We start from the raw sequence: 23,284 nt of genomic DNA on the forward strand, positions 1-23,284 counted from the left end.
TACATCAAATATCAAAATGCAAGGATAAAAATCACTCACTTAACCTTCAAGTGCTTCAAGAATTTTCCAAAATCACATGCCCGACCGCCGTGTTGCTGGCAGGCACATGGTAAAAGCGGTGACGCAGCTTGGGCGCGGGGCCGCTGACCTGGCCATTGTGGATGTCGCTCATGGCGCCACGGGCGATCAACCACATGACCAGCTCAATGCCCTCACTGCCCGCTTCACGCACGTAGTCGATGTGCGGTGTGGCAGCGGCAGCCACCGGGTCGTTGATGAGTTGGTCCAACCAGGCGTTGTCCCATTCGCGGTTGATCAGGCCCGCTCGCGCGCCTTGCAGCTGGTGGCTCATGCCGCCTGTGCCCCAGATGTGCACATTGATGTCTTCGTCGTAGCTCTCCACCGCTTTGCGAATCGCTTGCCCCAGGTTGAAGCAGCGCTGGCCACTGGGCACGGGGTACTGCACCACGTTCACGGCGAACGGGATCACCGGGCAAGGCCAGGCGTCTTTGACCGGGTCCAGCGGGCCGCACATCAGCGACAGCGGCACTGTGAGGCCGTGGTCCACGTCCATCTTGTTGACGATGGTCAGGTCAAAGTCTTGCTGAATGACCGACTGCGCGATGTGGCTGGCCAACTCGGGGTGGCCTTTAACGACCGGAACCGGGCGTGGCCCCCAGCCTTCATCGGCAGGCTGGTACTCGGCAGCGGTGCCAATCGCAAAGGTCGGAATCAGGTCGGAGCTGAAGGCTGTGGCATGGTCGTTGAACACCAGAAAAATCACGTCGTGTTTGTTGTCCTTCATCCATTGCTTGGAGAATTCGTAGCCCGCGAACACGGGCTTCCAATAGTCTTCCTGCGTTTTGCCAAGGTCCATGGCCGCACCGATGGCGGGCACATGCGAGGTGTAGACGGATGCGGTGATTTTGGCCATGTTTATGCTTTCTTCCCGGCTGCGATGGACTGTTGCCCGGCTGCGCCTTGGGGCTGGTTGTGGGCTTGGGCGCTGCCGTTTTCGCCGATGTAGCGGTTGCCCTCGATGCTGCGCCCGCCTGCGATCATCATGTTGCGGTATTCCTCTTCGGTCATGCCGGTCATCGAGCCCGCCATTTGCTGGAAGCTCTTGCCGTCGGTCGCGCCGATTTTGGCGAGGAAGTAAATGTTGCCGCCCGTGCGCATGCACCAGTTGAGGTCTCGCGCCAGCACGGCCTGCTTTTGCTCTTCGGTCATGGGCCACTCGTCCAGATAGGCGCGTTCGTCGGCCTTGAAGCGCTCGCGGTTTTCGGCCTTCATGAGCGACATGCAGAACTGGTTGAGCCAATAGCCTTTGCGCGATTGCTCGGCATCAAAAATGATCGTGCCGGGCACGTCTTTGTAGGGTTTGTCTAGAGCCATGGTGGTATTCCGTTGGGCGTTGGGCGTTGAGCGCTTTAGGTTGAGGGTTGAGCGTTGGGCGTTGATTTGTTCACGCTGAACGCTGAACTCTCAACGCTAAACCTCTTCAGGCCAGTACAGCCGCATCGGGTTGTCCACCAGCAGCTTGCGCTGCAACTCGGCGGTCGGTGCGATGTGCGGGATGAAATCGACGAGCAGACCATCGTCGGGCATGTGGTCTTTCAGGTTGGGGTGTGGCCAGTCGGTGCCCCAGAGCACGCGGTTCGGAAACTCCTCGACGATGCGCTTGGCAAAAGGGATAACGTCCTGATACGCGTTTTGCTCGCCGTTCAAAGCCTTGGGGCCAGTCACCGACAAACGCTCAGGGCAAGACACTTTGCTCCACACATTGCTGTGCTCGCGCATGAACTTCTGGAACAGCGCAAACTGCGGGCCGTCCACGGGCAGCGACGCATCGGGGCGGCCCATGTGGTCCACCACCACGGTGGTGGGCAGCGCGGTAAAAAAGTCCCACAGCTCGGGCAGGTCCACCGCCTCGAAGTAGATGACCACATGCCAGCCCCACTTCTGGATGCGGCCCGCGACCTCCATCAACTCGTCCTTGGGCGTGAAGTCCACCAAACGCTTGACGAAGTTGAAGCGCACGCCGCGCACACCCGCGTCGTGCATGGCCTGAATTTCTTCGTCCGTCACACTGCGCTTGACCGTGGCCACGCCACGCGCCATTCCGTTTGAATTGACCAGTGCATCCACCATGGCGCGGTTGTCTGCGCCGTGGCAGGTGGCCTGCACCACCACATTGCGCGCAAAGCCCAGGTGGTCACGCAGCGCATACAGCTGGTGCTTGCTGGCATCACACGGCGTGTATTTGCGCTCGGGGGCGTAGGGAAATTCAGCGCCGGGACCAAACACATGGCAGTGCGCATCTACCGCACCTGTAGGCAATTGGAAACGCGGCTTGGACGGTCCGGTGTACCAGTCCATCCAGCCTGCGGTTTTGGTGAAATCACCCGTGGTTGGTTTATTCATGTCGAACGCCTTTTAATGTGTCTTTTTTGTAGGAGCCCACCCCGTGGGCGATGAAACGCATCGTGGTCCACCAGCCATCGCCCACAGGGGTGGGCTCCTACAAAGTCAAAAAATCAGTCGATGTACTTCAAGCCCGCCGCCGCCAAGGGCTCGCGCATTTTGTACATGTCCAGACCCAGCACGCCCGACGCCAGCTTGGCGCGTTTTTCGCCTTCGTTGGCTTCACGCGCTTGCGCGGCAGCCAACGTTTTGGCGGCCAGTGCCTGGGGCACACACACCACGCCGTCGTCGTCGGCCACGATCACGTCACCGGGGTGGACGATCATGCCGGCGCACACCACGGGGATGTTGACCGAGCCGATGGTGGCCTTGATGCAGCCCTTGCTGCTGATGGCTTTGCTCCACACCGGGAAGTTCATCTTCTGCAGCTCTTTCACATCGCGCACCCCGGCGTCGATGATCAAAGCGCGGGCGCCTCGGGCCTGAAACGATGTGGCCAGCAGGTCACCAAAATAACCATCGGTGCAATCGGCCGTGATGGCTGCGACCACGATGTCGCCGGGCTGAATCTGCTCGGCCACCACATGCATCATCCAGTTGTCACCGGGGTGCAGCAGCACCGTCACGGCCGTGCCCGACACCTGCGCGCCGGGGTAGATGGGGCGCATGTAAGGCTTCATGAGGCCCACGCGGCCCATGGCCTCGTGCACCGTGGCCGAGCCCAACGCGCCCAGGCCGTCAGCGCCTGCGCGGTCCGCGCGGGTGATGTTGCGGTAAACAACGCCGAGTTCGTACATGGTTTTTCTCCTGAAAATAATTGGGTTCTGACCCCAATTGTTGATTGGAATCTGACCCCAATTGTTGATTGGAATCTGACCCCAATTTTTGGGGCTTCGTAGGAGCCCACCCCTGTGGGCGATGGCTTGTGAACGCTTGTCGTTTGTTCAACGCACAAGCCCCAAACCACCCATCGCCCACGGGGTAGGCTCCTACAACATGTTCACTGGCCTTTGGCCTTGAGCTGGTCGTCCAGCCGCTTGAACACGCGGCGCGCATTACCCTCATAGACCATGTAACGCTCTTCGTCGTTCAGGTTGACCGTAGCTTGCACGTAGCGCTTGGTGTCGTCAAAGTAGTGGCCAGTTTCGGGGTCAATGCCGCGCACAGCCCCAATCATCTCGGACGCAAACAAGATGTTCTTGACCGGGATGACCTTGGTGAGCAGATCGATGCCGGGCTGGTGGTACACGCAGGTGTCAAAGAAGATGTTGTTGAGCAGGTGCTCTGTCAGCAAAGGCTTTTTGAGTTCTTGCGCCAAACCACGGAAACGGCCCCAGTGGTAAGGCACCGCGCCGCCGCCGTGCGGAATCAAGAACTTCAGCGTCGGGAAGTCCTTGAACAAATCGCTGGTCAGGCACTGCATGAACGCGGTGGTGTCCGCGTTCAGATAGTGCGCGCCGGTGGTGTGGAAGCATGAATTGCAGCTGGTGCTCACATGGATCATGGCGGGGATGTCGTACTCGACCATTTTTTCGTAGATGGGGTACCAGGCCTTGTCGGACAGCGGAGGCGATGTCCAGTGACCACCTGACGGGTCGGGGTTCAGGTTGATGCCCACGTTGCCGTACTGCTCCACGCACTTGACCAGCTCGGGGATACAAGTGGCCGGGTCCACGCCGGGCGACTGGGGCAGCATGGCCGCAGGCACGAAATGGTCGGGGAAGAGTTGACTCACGCGATAGCACAGCTCGTTGCAAATCGCCGCCCAGGTGGACGACACATTGAAGTCGCCAATGTGGTGCGCCATGAAGCTGGCGCGGGGGCTGAAGATGGTGATGTCCGAGCCGCGCTCTTTCATCTTGGCCAGCTGGTTGGTCTCGATGCTCTCGCGCAACTCGTCGTCGCTGATCTTCAGCTCGGAGACTTTGGGCATGGACGCCGGGTCCTTGATGCCGGCAATCTGACGATTGCGCCAGTCTTCCAGCGCCTTGGGGGCGGTGGTGTAGTGGCCGTGCACGTCGATGATCAAGGGGTTCGTTTGGCTCATGGGCAATCCTGATGGAACAAGGGTTTGCGCAGATTGTGCAGCTTCACCCCGCCAACGCCCAGCCCCCCAGCACATCTACCAGCTAGAACAAATGGGCATAACAAAGACTTGGGTATGACAAAATCAGTTCAACCGAAAGCCCCCTCCCCAGATCCTCATGGACCTCAAACAGCTCGAATACTTTGTGCGCGTGGCCGAACTGGGCAGCTTCACCCGGGCCGCCCAGGCCCTGAACATCGCCCAACCTGCGCTCAGCCGACAGGTGCGCCTGCTTGAAGTGGAGCTGCGGCAAAACCTGCTGGTGCGAAACGGGCGCGGCGCCACGCCCACCCAAGCCGGGCTGCTGCTGCTGGAGCACGGCCGGGGCATCTTGCACCAGGTCGAGCGGGCGCGGGAAGAACTGGGCCGGGTGCGCACGGGCCTGACGGGGCGCGTCGCTTTGGGCCTGCCGCCCAGCGTGGCGCGGGTGCTGACGGTGCCATTCACCCGGGCCTTTCGCGCCAAGATGCCAGATGCCCAACTGTCCATCAGCGAAGGCTTGTCGAGCGCGATGCAGGAAAACCTGCAAAACGGCCGCTTGGACATCGCTGTGCTCTACAACCCCAGCCCCATGCCAGGCATCGAGCACACCCCGCTGGTGCAAGAGGAATTGCTGCTGGTGCAGCCGCGCCCGCCCGGCTTGCAAGAAGACCCGCCCCCGCCCGCCATAAGCCTGCAAGAAGTCGCCGCCCTGCCCTTGGTCATCCCCACCCGCCCGAACGCCATCCGCATGCATGTGGAGTCTGAAATGGCCGCCATCGGCTGCCGCCCCCTCATTGCGCTGGAGATTGACGGCGTGAGCGCCATCCTCGACTTGGTGGCCGACGGCGCGGGCTACGCCATCTTGCCGCGCAACGCCGTCATGCGCTCGGTGCGGCCATCGGCGTTTTCGGTGCGCCCCCTCCAGCAACCGGCCCTGCACATCCAACTGACCACCGCCATCAGCGCACACCGCCCCAGCACCCTCACCCAGCAAGCCACCCTGGCCCTGCTGACCGAGATGGCCGTGCAGTGGCTCAGACCGCCTTGAGGGTCGAACACCCCCGCCGCTCACAAGCCCGCGTGACGAAATGAAGCCATTCACAACTGATCTACCGATTGAAGTCACCGCGGCGTTTAAACCCATTGATTCGGCCGGTGAAGTTTTCAATGCGCAAAGCTGTTGTAGGTCGGCGGTCGCAGACCCCGACATGGGCCTGTGCCGAACCCCATCATCTCGGAGGGTGCGAGTACCGACCTACGAGAGGACATTTCTCACTTCAGCATGCCAAATCAATAAGTTAAAACCGGATGTCTTCGTCTGCGCGACCTAAAATTGCAGGAATAACGTCACCCCCCTTCCAAAGACTCTGCATGCAAATCAATGCCATACCGTTCGGGACGACTGATTGGTCGAATGTTGCACGTACTGAGCATCCAGGTGAACGCGGTATCGCCTATTGGCGAACGCAAGTCTTTGGTGACGTCCGCGTCCGCATGGTCGAATACACACCGGGTTATCTGGCAGATCATTGGTGCACAAAAGGCCATATCCTTTTGTGCATGAACGGCGAGCTTCACACCGAACTTAAAGATGGCCGTGTTTTCAAGCTTCTCCCGGGCATGAGTTACCAAGTTGCCGACAATGCCGAACCCCATCGGTCCTACACAGAGGTCGGTGCCACACTCTTTATCGTGGACTGATGGATCTTTCGGGCAGACTACAGAAATACGTCACGCCAGAAATTCACCGGGCTTGACTGAGGCCGCATAAATCACATGGGAAAGCCGACGAAAGACGGTTTTATAGATGCGGCCCTGTGAAGTTTGCAGGGCTGTGCCATCGAGTGCGCAGCGGTGTCACTCACAAGTTGAGCGTCTTCGTGGTCGCAGCGTTCAGGATGCCAACGGGTTCAAACCGGTCAACTGGGTTTCCCTGGTTAAACGTGCAGGTGGCATTGATGCTGACTGCGCGCAGTGCCGGGGTAAAGCCGCCGACCTACAAAATGCCGGCAGATCCGAGCATCCGCTGCGTCGCAACGGCCCTCAGTGCGCCTGCTCCCAGTTCGGCCCAAAGCCCACTTCGGCCAGCAGCGGCACTTTCAGATCGGCCACACCCGCCATGATGCGCGGCACCTCGGTGCGCACCCATTCCACCTCGGCCTCGGGCACTTCAAACACCAATTCATCGTGAACCTGCATGATGACTTTGGTGGCTTTGCCTTGTTCGTCCAGCGCTTTTTGCACCGCCACCATGCTCAGCTTGATCAGGTCAGCGGCCGTGCCCTGCATGGGCGCGTTGATGGCGGCGCGCTCGGCCCCGGCGCGGCGCGGGCCGTTGGGGCTGTTGATCTCGGGCAGCATCAGGCGGCGGCCAAACACGGTCTCCACATAGCCCAGCGCCTTGGCCTGCTCGCGGGTGGCGTCCATGTAGTGTTTGACACCCGCAAAGCGCTCGAAGTAGCGGGTGATGTAATTCTTGGCGGCGGTGTTGTCGATGCCCAAGGCCTTGGCCAAACCAAACGCGCTCATGCCGTAAATCAGGCCGAAGTTGATGGTCTTGGCGTAGCGGCGCTGCTCGCTGCTCACCGTGTCAGGGGTCCCGCCAAACACCTCGGCCGCGGTGGCTTTGTGCACGTCCAGCCCGTCATGGAAGGCCTTGAGCAAGGCCGCGTCGTCGCTCAGGTGCGCCATGATGCGCAGCTCAATCTGGCTGTAGTCGGCGCTCGCAATCACGCAGCCTGCGGGGGCCACAAAGGCCTCGCGCACCTTGCGCCCTTCGGCCGTGCGCACCGGGATGTTTTGCAGGTTGGGCTCGTTGCTCGACAAGCGGCCTGTGACGGCCACGGCTTGTGCATAGTTGGTGTGCACACGCCCCGTTCGCGGCAAAGCCAGCTGCGCCAGCTTGTCGGTGTAAGTGCCTTTGAGCTTGGAAAGGCTGCGGTGCTCCAGGATGCGGGCGGGCAGCGGGTAGTCTTCGGCCAGTTTCTCCAGCACCTCTTCGTCGGTGCTGCGCGCTCCGGTGGCGGTTTTCTTGATGACGGGCAGGCCCAGCTTGTCAAAAAAGATCTCGCCCAGCTGCTTGGGGCTGGACAGGTTGAAGGGCTGCCCGGCGATCTCGTAGGCCTCGGTTTCAAGCTGCACGATGCGCTCGCCCAGCGCCTGGCTTTGTGCGGCCAGCGTGGGCGCATCGATCAGCACGCCGTTGCGCTCAATGCGGTACAGCGCTTCGCTGGTGGCGATTTCCAGGTCGTAAACGTACTTGAGACCCGCATGCGCCTCGATCTGCGGCCACAGCGCCAAGTGCACGTCCAGGCACTGGTCCGAGTCTTCGCACGAATAGTGCGCCGCCTTGTCCACGTCCACCTGCGCAAACGGGATCTGGTGCGCACCCTTGCCGCACAGGTCCTCATACGTCACGCCTTTGCGGCCCACATGGCGCTCGGCAAGACTGGAGAGGCCATGCGGTTTGTGCACTTCAAGCACGTAGCTTTCGAGCATGGTGTCGTGCGCATAGCCCTGCACCTCAATGCCATGGTTGGCAAACACATGGCGGTCGTATTTGATGTTTTGGCCCAGCTTGTGGCGGGCGGGGTTTTCGAGCCAAGGCTTCAATTTGGCCAGCACATCGGCCAGAGGCAATTGCTCGGGCGCACCCGGGCCGTTGTGGGCCAACGGGATGTAGGCCGCCTCGCCGGGCGTGACGCTCAGCGAGATGCCCACGATCTCGGCGCGCATGGCGTCCAAAGAAGTGGTTTCGGTGTCAATGGCGGTGAGCGGGGCTTGCTCGATGCGGGCCAGCCAGGTGTCGAATGCGGCCCAATCGAGAACGGTGTCGTATTTCAACTCGCCTTGCACCGAGCTGGCTGCGGTGTCGAGCACGGGGGCAGCTGCAGGCTCCTCGTCAGGTGCCGATCCAAACAAATCCCCCATGCCCGTGTCTTTGGGCTTGGCGGTTTTGGCTTTGGCCACAGGCGCAGGCACGGCCCCACCCAGCGACTGCACCAGCCCTTTGAAGCCATAGGTTTGGTAAAAATTGAGCAGCTTGTCTTTGTCCGGCGCGTGCAGGTGCAAGCTGGCGAGCGAGGGCAAATCGGGCACCCAGCCATTCAGGTCGCAATCGGTTTTCATGGACACCAAGGCGCGGCCCTTGGGCAGCCAATCCACCGCCTGGCGCAGGTTCTCACCCGCCACGCCCTTGATCTCATGGGCATGCGCCATCAAATTGTCAAGCGAGCCATATTCCATCAGCCACTTGGCAGCCGTCTTGGGGCCCACCTTGGCCACGCCGGGCACGTTGTCCACCGTATCGCCCACCAGGGTCTGGTAGTCGATCATGAGCGAGGGCGGCACGCCAAACTCGGCCGTGACGCCGGCCACGTCACGCACCTTGCCGTTCATGGTGTCGATGATGGTGATGTGCTCGTTGACCAACTGGCTCAAGTCCTTGTCGCCGCTCGACACGGTGACTTCGATGCCTTGCTGCGCGGCCACATGGGCCAAGGTGGCGATCACGTCGTCGGCTTCCACGCCTGGCACGTCCAGCACGGTCCAGCCCATCAGGCGCACCAGCTCGTGGATAGGCTCGATTTGGCTGCGCAAGTCGTCGGGCATGGGGCTGCGGTTGGCTTTGTACGCGGGGTACAGCTCGTCGCGGAAAGTGGGGCCCTTGGCATCGAACACGCAGGCGGCATAGGTGGCCGGCACATCTTTTCGCAGCCGCTCCATCATGTTGATCATGCCGCGAATGGCCCCAGTGGCGGGGCTGCTGGGGTCGCCCGGCACGGCCCGCAGATCGGGCATGGCGTGGAAGGCGCGGTACAGGTAGCTGGAGCCGTCGACCAGCAGCAAGGCGGGTTTGGCTGAAGAAGTGGGGATGGAAGTGTCTGGATTCGTGTCGCTCATGCCCCGATTGTGCATGGGACCACTTGCACAGATAGGTGTCCGGGCCATGAAAATTCGATGAACAGGAAGATCACACTGCGGAAGATCGGTCGAAAATGCAACGAGCCGCAACACACGACTTTTATTGCCCACCATGTGCCCCACATATCGGCTGGCTGTCAATGCACCGTAACAAGGCTGGGGTCTATCAAATGAAGTCTCGAAACCCGCATGAATACTAGGTTCTTGATTTCATCAACCAGATTTGTTCCCCGGTTTGGTCTTTGCTCCCCCCCTTTTACGGGCTTCGTCATGGCTTTGGCCACTGCTCCGGCATGAGCTCGGAAAATTTGCCGCTGTCTCATTTACGCACCAGGCAGGCAAAGCACAGGCCCGGCCCACTGGATCACCATGCAGGCAGCACCCTCCTCCAAAACTCGCGCAGGTAAAAATTCAGGGAACCGGTCGGTTTCCGGAGCGGTTACTCAGAGTTTTGAAGCCCCCCTCCCCCATGGCCACCAGCGAAGGGCTGGGCACCGTGGGCACTGGATCACGCCACCGACCTGAACAGCAGCCCCAGCAAGCAACCCGCCCGGCAATCGCTGGCGCAGGGCACCGGGCGGGCCATGGCCACCAGCAGCCGCACCAGGTCAGCATCACAGCACCCGCCTGATCCGGGCCGGGCTGGTTCAGCACACCGGGTAGGCCGTGGCCACCAGCTCAGACGCAAGCAACAACCACAGACGGACAAAACCGCCCGTGGGCGGTTTGTTGCAGGGGTTGCCGTGGATGCAGGTTCAGGCTGCTAAGGGGAGCGCGTATGGCCCGTGGCGTGGTACGTGTGGTGGTTCGTGCGGGTTTGACCGAGGCCTCTGTGCTGGCCTGCCAACCTTTGGCCGTCTCGCTCAGGGTCACGGTGAAGCGTTCGGATTCATTCAAGGCCGTGACGATGTTTTTGACCTGTTCGTGTCCGTTGGTGTGGGCCGTGTAGAACAGGCGAATCATGGCGTCTGCCATTTTGGGCACCCGCCCGGTTTTCTCCCACAGGGCCACAGCCTGCCCACTCACACCCAGCATTTGCCCCAGGCTGGGCTGGGACAACATCAGGCCGTTTCGCAGGTAACGGAATTCGGCCCCTGTCAGCTTGGATGGTTTCTTGGTCAGGGCCGTGCAAATGGTTGGCGTCAAGCCTTGCAGGTCATCAATCGCCACCGCTTGACCATAGGGTTTTTTTTGCACCCGGTAGCCGTTGACAAGCCGCACGTTTTGCAAGCCCCCGTCTGTGTAGTGGTACATGGTCATTCTCCAATCAGTAACGCAGTGACAACAATTCCAGCCCCGGCGCTGGTTGGCTCAGTCGTCATAGTGAAAGCGACAGGCCACGATCAACACAGACACTTCATCGGCTTCGTAAACCAGACGGTTGGTGTCATCGATGCGCCTTGACCAAAACCCCGCCAAGTTGCCCACCAGGGGCTCGGGCTTGCCTATTCCTTCAAATGGATCGCGGCAAGCGGCATCGATCAGGGCGTTGATTCGCTTTAGTGTTTTTCGGTCTTGCCCTTGCCACCAGGTGTAGGCGTCCCAGCCGTCAGGGGTGAATCGAACCTCTCTCATGCGTCTATCAGGTTGCGCCGCTTGGCCTTACCGGCTTTGGCTTGGTCAACAGACCGCATCAGGGCGCGGGCGTTGGCCGGGCTTGAAAGCAGGTAAAGCGTTTCCTGAATGGATGAATATGCCTGTTCAGACAGGATCACGGCGTTGCCCCCTTCACGCCTGTGAATCAGCGTAGGGGCTTGATCGTCAATCACTTGATCAATCACCGCTTTGAGTGAGTTACGGGCATCGGTGTAGCTAATCACTTGCATGGTGGGAACCTGTTCAGGTAGTTGAACATCTATTTTAAGGGCACAGGCCCGGCCATGCAAAGCGCCGCCGAAGGCGGGGCCATGGGGGAAACCCTTTTCGCGACCATTTCCGGGGCGGTCTATTGCAGGCCGTGGCCCTGCGGTAGTGGGCACCGGGCAAGGGCACCCCGGGCGGGAATCAATCGAGCCACCAGCAGCAGCAAGGGCAAAGGGCACAGGACAGGGCAATGCATGGGGCAAAAATGAAGGATTGAAGGGGCTGAATGTATATGTATGAGTAATTTTTTCACATATTGATATTGCCCCCGCACTGTCCCCGCTTCGTCCCCGTTTTGTCCCCGCACCTCAAACCGCTGTAAACCCGCATAAAACCTCAGTTCTTCCAATTTGTCCCCGCTGTCCCCGCACTTTTTCAAAATAGCAGCCACCAAAAATCGCAAGCACACCGCCGGAGCGCAAAAAAACCGCCTCGGTCGGCGGTTTTCGCTGGGGCTGGGCACCGGGGCAGGGCTGCATCACGCCGCCCTGTGCGCCTCCAGGTCGATCACGTTCCCCTGTGTCAGCCGGTCCACGTAATCGGCCCACAGTTGAATCTGTTCAAACCGTTTTTTGATGTATAGGGTCCGGTTGTAGCTTCGCCCGTTGGCATCCTTCACGGCATGGGCTAGGTTCGCTTCAATGGCCAGGGGGTGCGCGTCCAATTCGTCAACCATCGCATCAGTTCGCCAAACCGGGCAGGCTCGGTGATCGCTGCAAAGTGACCTTTAACCCGGGGTGTCAGCCTAGCCTTCAAGCCCTCGGTAATGTTCCTGTATTGGGGTGGGGCCATGGGCAACCGGTGTTTGAACACCTGCCCCGCCGTGTCCAGGACTCGCCGGGCCGCTTCCATTGCGCCGGGTTCGCGTGGCGTGGTTCTCACTCCAGCCCGGTTCCTGCACAGCGAACCATCCCAGGGCAACAGACTTGAAGGTGTCGCCGTCCGGGTTGCTGGCCTTCAGCTTTTCCAGCTTCCTCGCTTGGACTGGATCAACCCCCTCCCCCTTCAGCGCCTTTGCAGCATCTCGAGCTTTGCCGGCCTCTACAACATTGACAGCCGGGTAAGACCCCAGCGCCATACGCCCTTCTTTGCCGTCTTGGTAGGTCTTCCAAAACCAGCGTTTTGACCCAGCTGGGGAAACCTCCAGGTAAAGCCCCTCGGCATCGGTCAGGCGTAGGCGTTTTTGTCAGCGGGACACAAGGGGTTTTTGCATTGAACATCGGTCAGCATCGGGGGCGTTCTCTCAGTTGTGCAGGGGGCTGATTGTTCCCCGGGATGTTCCCCGGTTTGGTTCCGGCTGTCAATGCACCTTAACGAACGTCACCGGACTGCAAACCCTTGATTTCCCAATGAAAAAGGGCGTTTACTGGATGCCAGTAAACGCCCTTGGAAGTGCATATGGTGGAGCTGGGGGGATTTGAACCCCCGTCCATAAGTCTTTTTCGTACAGTTCTACATGTGTAGTCGTCTGATTTGAATCTCGCCAAATGCACCGCGCAGCGACACGCTGAACATCCAGCCAGCACCCTTTTTTCTCACACCACCCCAAGGTACCCGAGGTGATGCCAGCCCATATGTTTTACCTTGCAGCCAGGACTTTGGGGGCTTTAACACCCTCATCACCCTAACCCAGCCTATCGGCCAACTGTTGCAAGGCTCACCGGATTAAGCGGCGAGTGCGAAACGTTCGTCGTTTGCAGTTAGTTTTTTTTCCGAAGATTAACGAGGATCAGAACCTCGACATGCCCTGCCACGCGTCCGAACCCATGTCGAAACCAGTGCAGCCCCTAAGGGACGTATTTTAGGCGCTCTTGAGGAATTTCAAGAGGTCCATCGGTGAATCAATGTGCAAATGGGCATTCCAGCGCGAAATATCGCTCTGTTGGCCCAAATACCCATAGGTGGCGGCCACGGTGCCCATGCCTGCAGCCAGGCCTGCGACGATGTCGCGCTCGTCGTCGCCAACGTACACGCAACGCGCCGGGTCAATCGATAACCGCCGTGCAGCCTCAAACAAAGGCTCGGGGTGCGGTTTGGCGTGGGGTGTGGTGTTGCCGCTGACGATGGCGCCGGCCGTGGCAAACAAAGGAATAGCCGCGGTCAGCGGGTCGGTGAATCGGCTGGATTTGTTGGTGACCACGCCCCAGGGCAGCCCCAAGGCCACTAGGCGTTCGATCATTTCAACCACGCCGTCGAAGATGCGGGTTCGTTCGGTCATGCAGTTTTCGTAGGTGACGAAAAACTCTTCTTTCATGACCTCAAAATCGGGGTGCTCGGGTGTCATGCCAAAGGCAAGGCCCAGCATACCCCGGGCTCCGGCGCCGGCCATGGGCCGGTAGTGCTCGAGTGAAAGGGACGACAAACCGCGTGCCACACGCATTTGGTCCACGGCTGCACCCAGATCAGGCGCGCTGTCTATGAGGGTGCCGTCGAGATCAAACAAGACGGCTTGAGCGTTGTGGAACATGGTCAGGCTTTCCGGCAAGCGAGCAAATAATTCACGCTGGTGTCCTGGCTAAGCCAATAGCGTTTGGTTAAGGGGTTGTATTCCATGCCCTTGAAGCCTTTGGCGTCCAGCCCGAAATCACGCGCCCAAGTGGTCAACTCACTGGGCTTGATCAGGCGGGCAAATTCGTGGGTGCCCTTGGGCAGCAAATTGAGGATGTATTCGGCCCCGACGATGGCAAACAAAAAGGATTTGGGATTGCGGTTGAGCGTAGAAAAGAACACCCAGCCACCGGGTTTGACCAGTTGGGCGCAGGCTTTGACGACGGCAGAGGGGTCGGGCACGTGTTCCAGCATTTCCATGCAGGTGACCACATCGAACTGCTCGGGTTGTTCTTCTGCCAGCCCTTCTGCGCTGAGTTCGCGGTATTGCACACCTTGAGTGCCCGCTTCCAGAGCATGCAATTGGGCCACCTTGAGGGATTTTATGGCCAGATCAATGCCCAAAACCTGCGCACCTTTGCGGGCCATGGCATCGGCCAAAATGCCGCCACCACAACCAATGTCCACGACATTCAGGCCTGTCAAGGGCACCAAGCTGTTGATCCACTCCAGGCGCAGCGGGTTGATCTGGTGCAAGGGACGAAATTCGCTTTCAGGGTCCCACCAGCGGTGGGCCAGGTCAGAAAACTTGGCCAGTTCGGCCGGATCAACGTTGGAATGGCTTGTAGTCATGAGACTGATTGTCGGTGAACAGCTGCACGACATGAACGACAGACGAAAAAAAGCCCCATCGCTGGGGCTTTTTTTCGGTCTTGTCAAAGATCAGTTAGGGCGTGTACCGACCACTTCGATTTCAACGCGGCGGTTCTTGGAACGGCCAGCGGATGTCTTGTTGTCAGCAACTGGCTGCTTCTCGCCTTTGCCTTCAGTGTAGACACGGTTCTTTTCGATGCCCTTGGACACCAAATAGGCCTTCACAGCGTCAGCACGCTTGACCGACAGCTTCTGGTTGTAAGCATCCGAGCCCACGGAGTCGGTGTGACCCACGGCGATGATGACTTCCAGGTTGATGCCCTTGACTTTGCCAACCAGATCGTCCAGCTTGGCTTTGCCTTCAGCTTTCAGGACCGATTTGTCGAAGTCGAAGAAAGCGTCAGCGGCGTAGGTGACTTTGGTGGCGGCGGCTGGTGCAACAGCAGCTGCGGGTGCTGCTGCTTTGGGAGCTGGAGCTGCGGCGGCAGGTGCTACAGGAGCAGGAGCAGGAGCGGCAGCCTTAGGGGCCACAATAGCGCCGTCACAACCGGCAGCTGCAGTTGCAGGTGTCCAGTTGGCATCGCGCCAGCACAGCTCTTGAGTGCCGTTTTTCCAGACCAGATCGCCAGAGCCATTGCGCCAGTTGTCAACGGTTTGAGCGCTGGCAACGGTTGCGAGAGCTGCGGAGGCCAACAACATTGCCACTTTGCTGAGTTTTTTCATGTTCTTCCTCTTGAGAGATAAAGCCGCAGACTCGCTGCGAAAAATGACGGACCGGATGACCTTCACCCGATTCGTTACCAAATATTGTGCCATAGACAACGGACTGAATCGTGAAATGAACCACACACCTGCTCTTTCAAGCCTGGAACGAATAGCAGTTGTTGCATGTATGCGACACTCAGTTGCACCTAAAATCTACACTTTGCATAGCGCCCCTCACCCTGCCTTATTGATATATGACCCAGTTCGCCAAAGAAACACTGCCCATCAGTCTGGAAGAGGAAATGCGGCGCAGCTACCTCGATTACGCCATGAGCGTGATCGTCGGTCGCGCCCTGCCCGATGCGCGCGACGGCTTAAAACCCGTGCACCGCAGGGTTTTGTTCGCCATGCACGAGCTCAACAACGACTGGAACCGTCCTTACAAGAAGTCGGCCCGTATCGTGGGTGACGTGATCGGTAAATACCACCCGCACGGCGACCAGTCGGTGTACGACACCATCGTTCGCATGGCGCAAGACTTTTCCATGCGCCACATGCTGGTGGACGGCCAGGGTAATTTCGGCTCGGTGGACGGTGACAACGCAGCGGCGATGCGTTACACCGAAATCCGTTTGGCCAAGATCGCCCACGAGATGCTGGGCGACATCGACAAGGAAACGGTTGACTTTGGCCCCAACTACGACGGCTCGGAAAAAGAGCCGCTGGTGCTGCCCTCGCGCCTGCCCAATTTGCTGATCAACGGCTCGGGCGGTATCGCGGTGGGCATGGCCACCAACATCCCGCCACACAACCTGAACGAAGTGGTGGACGCCTGCCTGCACCTGCTGCGCAACCCCGAAGCCTCGATCGACGAGCTGATGGAGATCGTGCCCGCGCCCGACTTCCCCACAGGCGCCATCATTTACGGCATGACCGGTGTCAAGGAAGGCTACCGTACCGGGCGCGGCCGCGTGGTCATGCGGGCCAAGTGCCACTTTGAAGACATCGACAAAGGCCAGCGCCAGTGCATCGTGGTCGATGAACTGCCCTACCAGGTCAACAAAAAGACCCTGCAAGAGCGCATGGCCGAGTTGGTGCACGAGAAAAAGATTGAAGACATCAGCCACATCCAGGACGAGTCCGACAAGTCGGGCATGCGCTTGGTGATCGAGCTCAAGCGCGGTGCCGTGCCCGAGGTGGTGCTCAACAACCTCTACAAACAGACGCAGCTGCAAGACACCTTCGGCATGAACATGGTGGCCTTGATCGACGGCCAGCCCAAGCTGTGCAACCTGAAAGACCTGATCCAGGTCTTCCTGCAGCACCGCCGTGAAGTGGTGACGCGCCGCACGGTATTCGAGCTGCGCAAAGCGCGTGACCGTGGCCATGTGCTCGAAGGCCTGGCGGTGGCTTTGGCCAACATCGACGACTTCATCGCGATCATCCGTGGCGCGCCCACACCCCCTGTGGCCAAGGCCGAGTTGATGACCCGCGCCTGGGACAGCCAGATGGTGCGCACCATGCTGACCCGCGCCCGCGATGACGGCTCGGTGGTGAACGCCGACGACTACCGCCCCGAGGGTCTGGAGCGCGAATACGGTTTGGGCCAGGATGGCCTCTACCGCCTGTCGGACACACAAGCGCAAGAGATTTTGCAAATGCGCCTGCAGCGCCTGACCGGGCTGGAGCAAGACAAGATCGTGGCCGAGTACAAAGAGGTCATGTCCGAAATCGAAGACCTGCTGGACATTCTGGCCAAACCCGAACGCGTGTCGACCATCATTGGCGACGAGCTGGGCACCGTGCGCCAGGAATTCGGCCAAACCAAGATTGGCGCTCGCCGCAGCGAGATCGAGCACAGCGCGCAAGACCTGTCCACCGAAGACCTGATCACGCCCACCGATATGGTGGTCACGCTCAGCCACAGCGGTTACATCAAGAGCCAACCTTTGAGTGAATACCGCTCGCAAAAGCGTGGCGGCCGTGGCAAACAAGCCGCTGCGACCAAAGAAGACGACTGGATCGACCAGCTCTTCATCGCCAACACACACGACTACCTGCTGTGCTTCTCCAACCGGGGTCGTTTGTATTGGCTCAAGGTCTGGGAAGTGCCTGCTGGTTCGCGCGGCTCACGCGGTCGCCCCATCGTCAACATGTTCCCTTTGCAAGAAGGCGAAAAGATCAACGTGGTGCTGGCCCTGACCGGCCAGGCCCGCACCTTCCCCGAGAACCAATACGTCTTCATGGCCACCTCCATGGGCACGGTCAAGAAGACATCGCTCGACGAATTCAGCAACCCGCGCAAGGGCGGCATCATCGCCGTCAATTTGGACGAGGGTGACTTCCTGATTGGTGCGGCCCTCACGGACGGCCAGCACGACGTGATGCTGTTCAGCGATGGCGGCAAGGCCGTGCGCTTTGACGAAAACGATGTGCGCCCCCTGGGCCGCAGTGCACGCGGTGTGCGCGGCATGATGATCGAAGACCACCAAAGCGTGATCGCGATGTTGGTGTCGGAGCAAGAAAACCCCGATGCACCCACCGACGAGGCCAAAGCCCGCGCCAGCGTGCTCACGGCCACCGAAAACGGCTACGGCAAACGCACCAGCATCACCGAATACACCCGTCACGGACGTGGCACCAAGGGCATGATCGCCATCCAGCAATCCGAGCGCAACGGCAAAGTCGTGGCCGCCACCTTGGTGCACGCCGATGACGAGATCATGCTGATCACCGACACCGGTGTTTTGGTGCGCACACGCGTGTCCGAAATCCGCGAGCTGGGCCGCGCCACACAAGGCGTGACCCTGATCGGCCTGGACGAAGGCGCCAAGCTGTCGGGCCTGCAACGCATCGTGGAAAACGACGCGAATGCCGCTGAAGGCGAGGCCGATGCACCGACAGACGACAGCGCACCTGCAGCGGAATAAGTGATGGGGCGCGCTTTCAACTTCTCGGCGGGTCCCGCCGTCATGCCCGAGGCTGTGTTGCAGCAAGCCGCCTCCGAGATGCTGGACTGGCACGGCTCAGGCATGAGCGTGATGGAGATGAGCCACCGCGGCAAGGAGTTCATCAGCATTTACGAGCAGGCCGAAGCCGACCTGCGTGAGCTGCTGGCCGTGCCCGCCCATTTCAAGATTTTGTTTATGCAAGGCGGTGGCCTGGCTGAAAACGCCATCGTGCCGCTGAACCTGTCGCAAGGCGGGGCCATGGACTTTGTGCTGACCGGCAGCTGGAGCCAAAAATCACTTCAAGAGGCTGGTAAATACGGGCCAGCACGCGTGGCGGCCTCGGCGCAAGCAGACGGTTTCACCACCCTGCCCGCGCCAGCGTCTTGGCAAATCGACCCTGACAGCCGGTATGTGCACATTTGCGGCAACGAAACCATCCACGGTGTGGAGTTCCATGAATTGCCCGACCTCAAGGCTTTAGGCTGCGACGCCCCGCTGGTGGTGGATTTTTCATCGCATGTGGCCTCCCGTCCGGTGGACTGGTCGCGTGTGGGCCTGGCCTTTGGCGGTGCGCAAAAGAATTTGGGCCCAGCAGGCTTGACCTTGGTCATCGTGCGCGAAGACCTGATCGGCCATGCACTGCCGCATTGCCCCAGCGCCTTTGATTACAAGCTGGTGAGTGACAACCAGTCGATGTACAACACGCCGCCCACTTACAGCATTTACATCGCCGGGCTGGTGTTCCAGTGGCTCAAAAAAAATGGCGGCATCGCCGCCATGGAGCAACGCAACATCGCCAAGGCACAACTGTTGTACGACTTTTTCGACAGCTCCAGCTTGTTTGAAAACCGTGTCGCCAAAGACTGCCGCTCACGCATGAACGTGCCCTTCTTCTTGCGCGACGAATCGCGCAACGACGCCTTTCTGGCCGGTGCCAAAGCAGCCAATTTGTTGCAGCTCAAGGGCCACAAATCAGTGGGTGGCATGCGCGCGAGCATTTACAACGCCATGTCGATCGAAGGCGTGCAGGCTTTGGTGGCCTACATGCGCGAATTTGAAAAAACACAGGCCTGAAGCTCCTCCAGCAGGCCGCCAGAAAGAAAACGAGACATGAGCCAACAACCCATTCAGTCGGATGCCTTGGGCGCTTTGCGTGTGCAAATTGATGCGCTGGACAAACAGCTGCTGAGCCTGCTGAACCAACGCGCCCATGTGGCCGAGCAAGTGGGCGAGATCAAGCGTGCAGAAGGCTCGCCTTTCTTCCGTCCCGACCGTGTGGCCCAGGTCATCGACAAGATCACCCATGCCAACCCAGGGCCTCTGAAAAACGAACACGTCGCCTCCATCTGGCGCGAGATCATGTCGGCCTGCCTGGCCTTGGAGGCCCCACAACGCGTGGCGGTGCTCGGGCCACAAGGTACGTTTTGTGAACAAGCAGCGATTGAATTTTTTGGCAGCGCGGCCAACCTGATTTACTGCGCCAACTTCGACGAAGTCTTCCACGCCACCGCTGCGGGCACCGCCCAGTACGGCGTGGTCGGCATGGAGAACTCCACCGAAGGTGTGGTCGCGCGCTCGCTCGATTTGTTTTTGCGTTCGCCCGTGCATGTGGTGGGCGAAGTCAGCCTGCAGGTGCGCTTCAATTTGCTGCGCCAACTCAATTCCGACGCAGGCATTGAGGTCGTGATGGCCCACCCCCAAGCGCTGGCCCAGTGCCAGGGTTGGCTGTCCAAGCACCTGCCGCATGTGGAGCGCCGCGCCGTGTCCAGCAACGCCGAAGGCGCGCGCCTGGCCGCCACCAACCCCGCTTGGGCGGCGCTGGCCAGCGAACGCGCTGCCAGCCAGTTTGGCCTGCACATCGTGCACCACGCCATCCAGGACGAAGCGTTCAACCGCACACGCTTTGCCGTGATCAGTTTGCCCCAAACCTTGGCCACGCCACCCGCTTCGGGCAAGGACTGCACCAGCTTGGTGGTGTCGGTGCCCAACCGCCCCGGTGCGGTGCACGACTTGTTGGTGCCGCTCAAGAACAACGGCGTGTCCATGACGCGTTTTGAGTCGCGCCCTGCCAAATCGGGCCAGTGGGAGTATTACTTCTACATCGACCTGCAAGGCCACATCAGCGAGCCGCATGTGGCGGCGGCCCTGCAAGAGCTGCAAGGCCTGTGCGCGTTTTACAAGGTGCTGGGTTCTTACCCCGTGCCCGAGTGAGTACGCGGTGAAATTTCAACGCCTGGCCCTGATTGGCTGCGGCCTGATGGGCGGCTCGTTTGCGCTCGCGCTGCGCCAAGCGGGTCTGGTGCAGCACATCACCGGTTTCAGCGCCTCCGAAAAAACACGCCAACGCGCAGTGGACCTGAAGGTCATCGACCAAGCCTGCAGCAGCGTGGCCGAGGCGGTGCAAGGTGCCGATTTGGTCTTGCTGGCCGTGCCCGTGGGGGCCATGCACAGCAGCTTTGTTGCGCTTCGAGAGACCCTGTCACCCAACGCCTTGCTGATGGACGTGGGCTCCACCAAATGCGACGTGATCGCGGCAGCCCAGGCCGCATTGGGCGAACGCCTCAATTGCTTGGTGCCTGCCCACCCGATTGCGGGCAAAGAAGTGGCCGGCATCGAGCATGCCGAAGGCACGCTCTACCAAGCGCGCCGCACCATCCTCACGCCCTTGCCACACAACAGCATCCGCCAAATCAAAACTGCGAGTGAGGTCTGGACCGCCATCGGCAGCCATGTGAGCCACATGACGCCTGAGGCGCATGACGCCACCTTTGCGGCCGTCAGCCACTTGCCTCACCTGTTGGCCTTTGCGGCCGTCAATGCGCTCACTGCACAGCCGCAAGGCGCTGCGTTTTTGGAGATGGCAGGCCCGGGCTTCAGGGATTTTTCACGCATCGCCGCCAGCGACCCCGCCGTCTGGCGCGACATCCTGAGCGCCAACCGGGCCGAAGTGCTCACGCAGATGGCGCACTTTCGCGCTGCGCTCGACCAGTTTGAAAACACATTGACCCAAGGCGACACCGCCGCGCTGCAGCAACTGATTCAACAAGCCAGCGAGGTGCGCTCGGCCTGGACGCTGCAAGCGGGCCACGCTTGCCACCCAGCCTCTGAAGACTGACCCATGTTCTCCACCGCCTTCCTCGACCTTCCTGCGCTGCAAGGCGCGTCCGGCACCGTCACCCTGCCCGGCTCCAAAAGCATTTCTAACCGCGTGCTGCTGCTATCGGCGCTGTGCCAAGGCACCACCGTGGTCCACGACCTGCTGGATTCGGACGACACCCGCGTGATGCTGGCCGCGCTGCGCCAACTGGGCTGCGGTGTCGAGGTGCAAGGCACCACGGTGACCATCACTGGCCTGGGCGGCCGCACATGGCCCACCGAAGCGATTGAATTTTTCATGGGCAACGCGGGCACGGCCATGCGCCCGCTCACAGCGGCTTTGGCGGTGCAAGGCGGCGACTTCACGCTCAAAGGCGTGCCCCGCATGCACGAGAGGCCCATCGGCGACTTGGTGGACGCCCTGCGCGAGCTGGGCTGCGCCATCGACTACCTGGGCAACGAAGGCTACCCGCCGCTGCGTATTCGTCAGCCTGCCTTGCAACTGGACAAACCCATTCCCGTGCGTGGCGATGTATCCAGCCAGTTCCTCACGGCGCTGCTAATGGCATTGCCGCTTGCAGCCCAAGACCGCGCCATCACCATCGAGGTGGTGGGCGAACTCATCAGCAAACCCTACATCGAGATCACGCTCAACCTGCTGGCGCGTTACGGCATTGCCGTGGAGCGCCAAGGCTGGGAACGCTTTGTGATCCCGGCGGGCAGCCGCTACCAGTCGCCCGGCACGATCCACGTCGAAGCCGATGCGTCATCGGCCAGCTACTTCATCGCACTCGGTGCCATTGCAAAAGGCGATGGCATCCGCATCCAGGGCGTGGGCGCTGACTCCATCCAGGGCGACATCCGCTTCATGGACGCCGCAGCCCAAATGGGCGCAAAAATCACCAGCGGCCCCAACTGGCTGGAGATTCAGCGCGGCGCTTGGCCCCTGAAGGGCATCACGCTCGACTGCAACCACATTCCCGACGCGGCCATGACGCTGGCCGTGATGGCGCTGTACGCCGACGGCCCGACCACGCTGCGCAACATCGCCAGCTGGCGCGTGAAAGAAACCGACCGCATCGTGGCCATGGCCACCGAAAGCCGCAACCTCGGGGCTACTGTGGAAGAAGGCCCGGACTGGATCACCATCCACCCCCTGCCTGCCGGAAAGTGGCAACGCGCCAGCATCCACACCTACGACGACCACCGCGTGGCCATGTGCTTCTCGCTCGCGGCCTTCAACGCCGACCAGGTTCCGGTGCGCATCGAAGACCCCAAGTGCGTGGCCAAGACCTTTCCCGATTATTTCGAGGCGCTCTTCTCGGTGGCGCACACGGCGGCCTCCAACATTCCAGTGATTTGCATCGACGGCCCCACGGCCTCGGGCAAGGGCACGCTGGCCAGCCGTGTGGCCGCTGCTTTGGGCTACCACTACCTCGACTCGGGCGCACTCTACCGCGTGACCGCCCACGCCGCTTTGCAAGCGGGCTTAACGCTCGAGGCCACCGACGAAGCCAAGATCGCCGACCTTGCCCGCAGCCTGCCCGTGCACTTTGAAGGCGAGCAGGTGTTGTTGAACAATGTGGACGTGACCGATGCCATCCGCAGCGAACAAGGCGGCATGAACGCCTCCAAAGTCTCGGTTTATCCCGCCGTGCGCGAGGCGCTGGTGCAGTTGCAGCACAGTTTTCAGCGACTGCCCGGCCTCTTGGCCGATGGCCGCGACATGGGCACGGTGATCTTTCCAGAAGCCCCTTTGAAGGTGTTTTTGACCGCCAGCGCGGCCCAAAGGGCCGAAAGACGGCATAAGCAATTGATTTCTAAGGGTTTTTCGGCTAACATCGACGCTCTTCGCGCTGACTTGGAAGCGCGCGACGCCCGGGACATGTCCCGCAGCGTGGCGCCTCTGAAGTCCGCACAAGATGCCTTGCAACTGGACAACTCGTCCTTGACCATCGAAGCCTCGGTGGAACAGGTGATGGTCTGGTGGCAAAGTCGGCAGGTTTTCAGTTAACCAACCTGAGTCAATTAACTGAACACAGCCAACCCAGCT

The 23,284-nt window shown here is 60.3% G+C and carries 22 protein-coding genes and 1 other RNA gene; 8 read left to right on the forward strand and 15 right to left on the reverse strand.

Translation table 11 applies throughout. The features are described 5' to 3' along the window. Positions 1 to 55: 55 nt before the first annotated feature. The 5 genes from AMM33_RS10835 to AMM33_RS10855 all read right to left on the reverse strand — a co-directional run bounded on the left by AMM33_RS10835 (position 56) and on the right by AMM33_RS10855 (position 4,453). A complete protein-coding gene (locus AMM33_RS10835; RefSeq protein WP_090141205.1) occupies positions 56 to 934 on the reverse strand; it encodes a class III extradiol dioxygenase subunit beta in 879 nt (292 codons plus the stop codon). Positions 935 to 936: 2 nt separating this feature from the next. Next, positions 937 to 1,395 carry a protocatechuate 4,5-dioxygenase subunit alpha gene (gene ligA / locus AMM33_RS10840; protein ID WP_090141208.1) on the reverse strand — a complete coding sequence of 153 codons (459 nt, stop codon included), beginning with the start codon at positions 1,393 to 1,395 and terminating at the stop codon, positions 937 to 939. A 96-nt stretch (positions 1,396 to 1,491) separates the two neighbouring features. Beyond that, complete coding sequence (locus AMM33_RS10845; protein ID WP_090141210.1) at positions 1,492 to 2,424, reverse strand: amidohydrolase family protein; 933 nt, start codon at positions 2,422 to 2,424, stop codon at positions 1,492 to 1,494. Between the two features lie 113 nt (positions 2,425 to 2,537). Next, positions 2,538 to 3,221: a 4-carboxy-4-hydroxy-2-oxoadipate aldolase/oxaloacetate decarboxylase gene (gene ligK, locus AMM33_RS10850; RefSeq protein WP_090141212.1), complete on the reverse strand. Its 684-nt coding sequence runs from the start codon at positions 3,219 to 3,221 to the stop codon at positions 2,538 to 2,540. Between the two features lie 203 nt (positions 3,222 to 3,424). Further along, positions 3,425 to 4,453: an amidohydrolase family protein gene (locus AMM33_RS10855; protein ID WP_090141327.1), complete on the reverse strand. Its 1,029-nt coding sequence runs from the start codon at positions 4,451 to 4,453 to the stop codon at positions 3,425 to 3,427. A gap of 175 nt (positions 4,454 to 4,628) precedes the next feature. On the opposite strand from AMM33_RS10855, the gene AMM33_RS10860 reads away from it, so the two are divergent. Next, on the forward strand, positions 4,629 to 5,540 hold the full coding sequence (locus tag AMM33_RS10860; protein ID WP_090141214.1) for a LysR substrate-binding domain-containing protein: 912 nt from the start codon (positions 4,629 to 4,631) through the stop codon (positions 5,538 to 5,540). Positions 5,541 to 5,863: 323 nt separating this feature from the next. After that, the gene (locus tag AMM33_RS10865) at positions 5,864 to 6,193 is read left to right on the forward strand and encodes a DHCW motif cupin fold protein (RefSeq protein WP_090141216.1); all 330 of its coding nucleotides are present in this window, start codon (positions 5,864 to 5,866) and stop codon (positions 6,191 to 6,193) included. A 342-nt stretch (positions 6,194 to 6,535) separates the two neighbouring features. Here AMM33_RS10865 and polA read toward each other — a convergent pair whose 3' ends face one another. Further along, positions 6,536 to 9,394: a DNA polymerase I gene (polA, locus tag AMM33_RS10870; RefSeq protein ID WP_090141328.1), complete on the reverse strand. Its 2,859-nt coding sequence runs from the start codon at positions 9,392 to 9,394 to the stop codon at positions 6,536 to 6,538. A gap of 490 nt (positions 9,395 to 9,884) precedes the next feature. On the opposite strand from polA, the gene AMM33_RS21960 reads away from it, so the two are divergent. Further along, a complete protein-coding gene (locus AMM33_RS21960; protein WP_194945390.1) occupies positions 9,885 to 10,046 on the forward strand; it encodes a hypothetical protein in 162 nt (53 codons plus the stop codon). Positions 10,047 to 10,093: 47 nt separating this feature from the next. Here AMM33_RS21960 and AMM33_RS21965 read toward each other — a convergent pair whose 3' ends face one another. The 9 genes from AMM33_RS21965 to ompA all read right to left on the reverse strand — a co-directional run bounded on the left by AMM33_RS21965 (position 10,094) and on the right by ompA (position 15,202). Continuing rightward, positions 10,094 to 10,669 carry a helix-turn-helix domain-containing protein gene (locus AMM33_RS21965; RefSeq protein WP_194945391.1) on the reverse strand — a complete coding sequence of 192 codons (576 nt, stop codon included), beginning with the start codon at positions 10,667 to 10,669 and terminating at the stop codon, positions 10,094 to 10,096. Positions 10,670 to 10,726: 57 nt separating this feature from the next. Beyond that, complete coding sequence (locus AMM33_RS10880; protein ID WP_090141218.1) at positions 10,727 to 10,990, reverse strand: Txe/YoeB family addiction module toxin; 264 nt, start codon at positions 10,988 to 10,990, stop codon at positions 10,727 to 10,729. Next, positions 10,987 to 11,241, reverse strand: coding sequence for a type II toxin-antitoxin system Phd/YefM family antitoxin (locus AMM33_RS10885; protein WP_090141220.1), 255 nt, complete (start codon positions 11,239 to 11,241; stop codon positions 10,987 to 10,989). The genes AMM33_RS10880 and AMM33_RS10885 overlap by 4 nt, the downstream gene beginning before the upstream one ends. Positions 11,242 to 11,756: 515 nt before the next feature. Continuing rightward, positions 11,757 to 11,954 carry a hypothetical protein gene (locus tag AMM33_RS22445; RefSeq protein WP_228768074.1) on the reverse strand — a complete coding sequence of 66 codons (198 nt, stop codon included), beginning with the start codon at positions 11,952 to 11,954 and terminating at the stop codon, positions 11,757 to 11,759. Between the two features lie 69 nt (positions 11,955 to 12,023). Beyond that, the gene (locus AMM33_RS22450) at positions 12,024 to 12,449 is read right to left on the reverse strand and encodes a tyrosine-type recombinase/integrase (RefSeq protein WP_369802432.1); all 426 of its coding nucleotides are present in this window, start codon (positions 12,447 to 12,449) and stop codon (positions 12,024 to 12,026) included. A 228-nt stretch (positions 12,450 to 12,677) separates the two neighbouring features. Next, positions 12,678 to 13,066: a transfer-messenger RNA gene (gene ssrA / locus AMM33_RS10895) on the reverse strand. Positions 13,067 to 13,079: 13 nt separating this feature from the next. After that, the gene (locus tag AMM33_RS10900; protein WP_090141221.1) at positions 13,080 to 13,745 is read right to left on the reverse strand and encodes an HAD-IA family hydrolase; all 666 of its coding nucleotides are present in this window, start codon (positions 13,743 to 13,745) and stop codon (positions 13,080 to 13,082) included. 2 nt (positions 13,746 to 13,747) lie between these two features. Further along, positions 13,748 to 14,458, reverse strand: a complete 711-nt coding sequence (ubiG, locus tag AMM33_RS10905) for a bifunctional 2-polyprenyl-6-hydroxyphenol methylase/3-demethylubiquinol 3-O-methyltransferase UbiG (RefSeq protein WP_090141222.1) — start codon at positions 14,456 to 14,458, stop codon at positions 13,748 to 13,750. A gap of 90 nt (positions 14,459 to 14,548) precedes the next feature. Further along, positions 14,549 to 15,202, reverse strand: a complete 654-nt coding sequence (gene ompA, locus AMM33_RS10910) for an outer membrane protein OmpA (protein ID WP_090141224.1) — start codon at positions 15,200 to 15,202, stop codon at positions 14,549 to 14,551. A 236-nt stretch (positions 15,203 to 15,438) separates the two neighbouring features. On the opposite strand from ompA, the gene gyrA reads away from it, so the two are divergent. The 5 genes from gyrA to AMM33_RS10935 are packed head-to-tail and all read left to right on the forward strand — an operon-like array spanning position 15,439 to position 23,245. Continuing rightward, positions 15,439 to 18,114 (forward strand): DNA gyrase subunit A, encoded by a 2,676-nt coding sequence (gyrA, locus tag AMM33_RS10915; protein WP_090141226.1) that lies wholly within the window; start codon positions 15,439 to 15,441, stop codon positions 18,112 to 18,114. 3 nt (positions 18,115 to 18,117) lie between these two features. Further along, a complete protein-coding gene (serC, locus tag AMM33_RS10920; RefSeq protein ID WP_090141228.1) occupies positions 18,118 to 19,209 on the forward strand; it encodes a 3-phosphoserine/phosphohydroxythreonine transaminase in 1,092 nt (363 codons plus the stop codon). Positions 19,210 to 19,245: 36 nt separating this feature from the next. Further along, positions 19,246 to 20,346, forward strand: coding sequence for a prephenate dehydratase (pheA, locus tag AMM33_RS10925; RefSeq protein WP_090141230.1), 1,101 nt, complete (start codon positions 19,246 to 19,248; stop codon positions 20,344 to 20,346). 7 nt (positions 20,347 to 20,353) lie between these two features. Further along, a complete protein-coding gene (locus AMM33_RS10930; RefSeq protein WP_228768075.1) occupies positions 20,354 to 21,250 on the forward strand; it encodes a prephenate dehydrogenase in 897 nt (298 codons plus the stop codon). 3 nt (positions 21,251 to 21,253) lie between these two features. After that, entirely contained in the window at positions 21,254 to 23,245 is a 1,992-nt protein-coding gene (locus AMM33_RS10935) for a bifunctional 3-phosphoshikimate 1-carboxyvinyltransferase/cytidylate kinase (RefSeq protein ID WP_090141234.1), read from the forward strand. Positions 23,246 to 23,284: the final 39 nt, after the last annotated feature.

Origin of the sequence: Limnohabitans sp. DM1 (assembly GCF_001269385.1) — a bacterium.
Lineage (GTDB): Bacteria > Pseudomonadota > Gammaproteobacteria > Burkholderiales > Burkholderiaceae_C > Limnohabitans_A.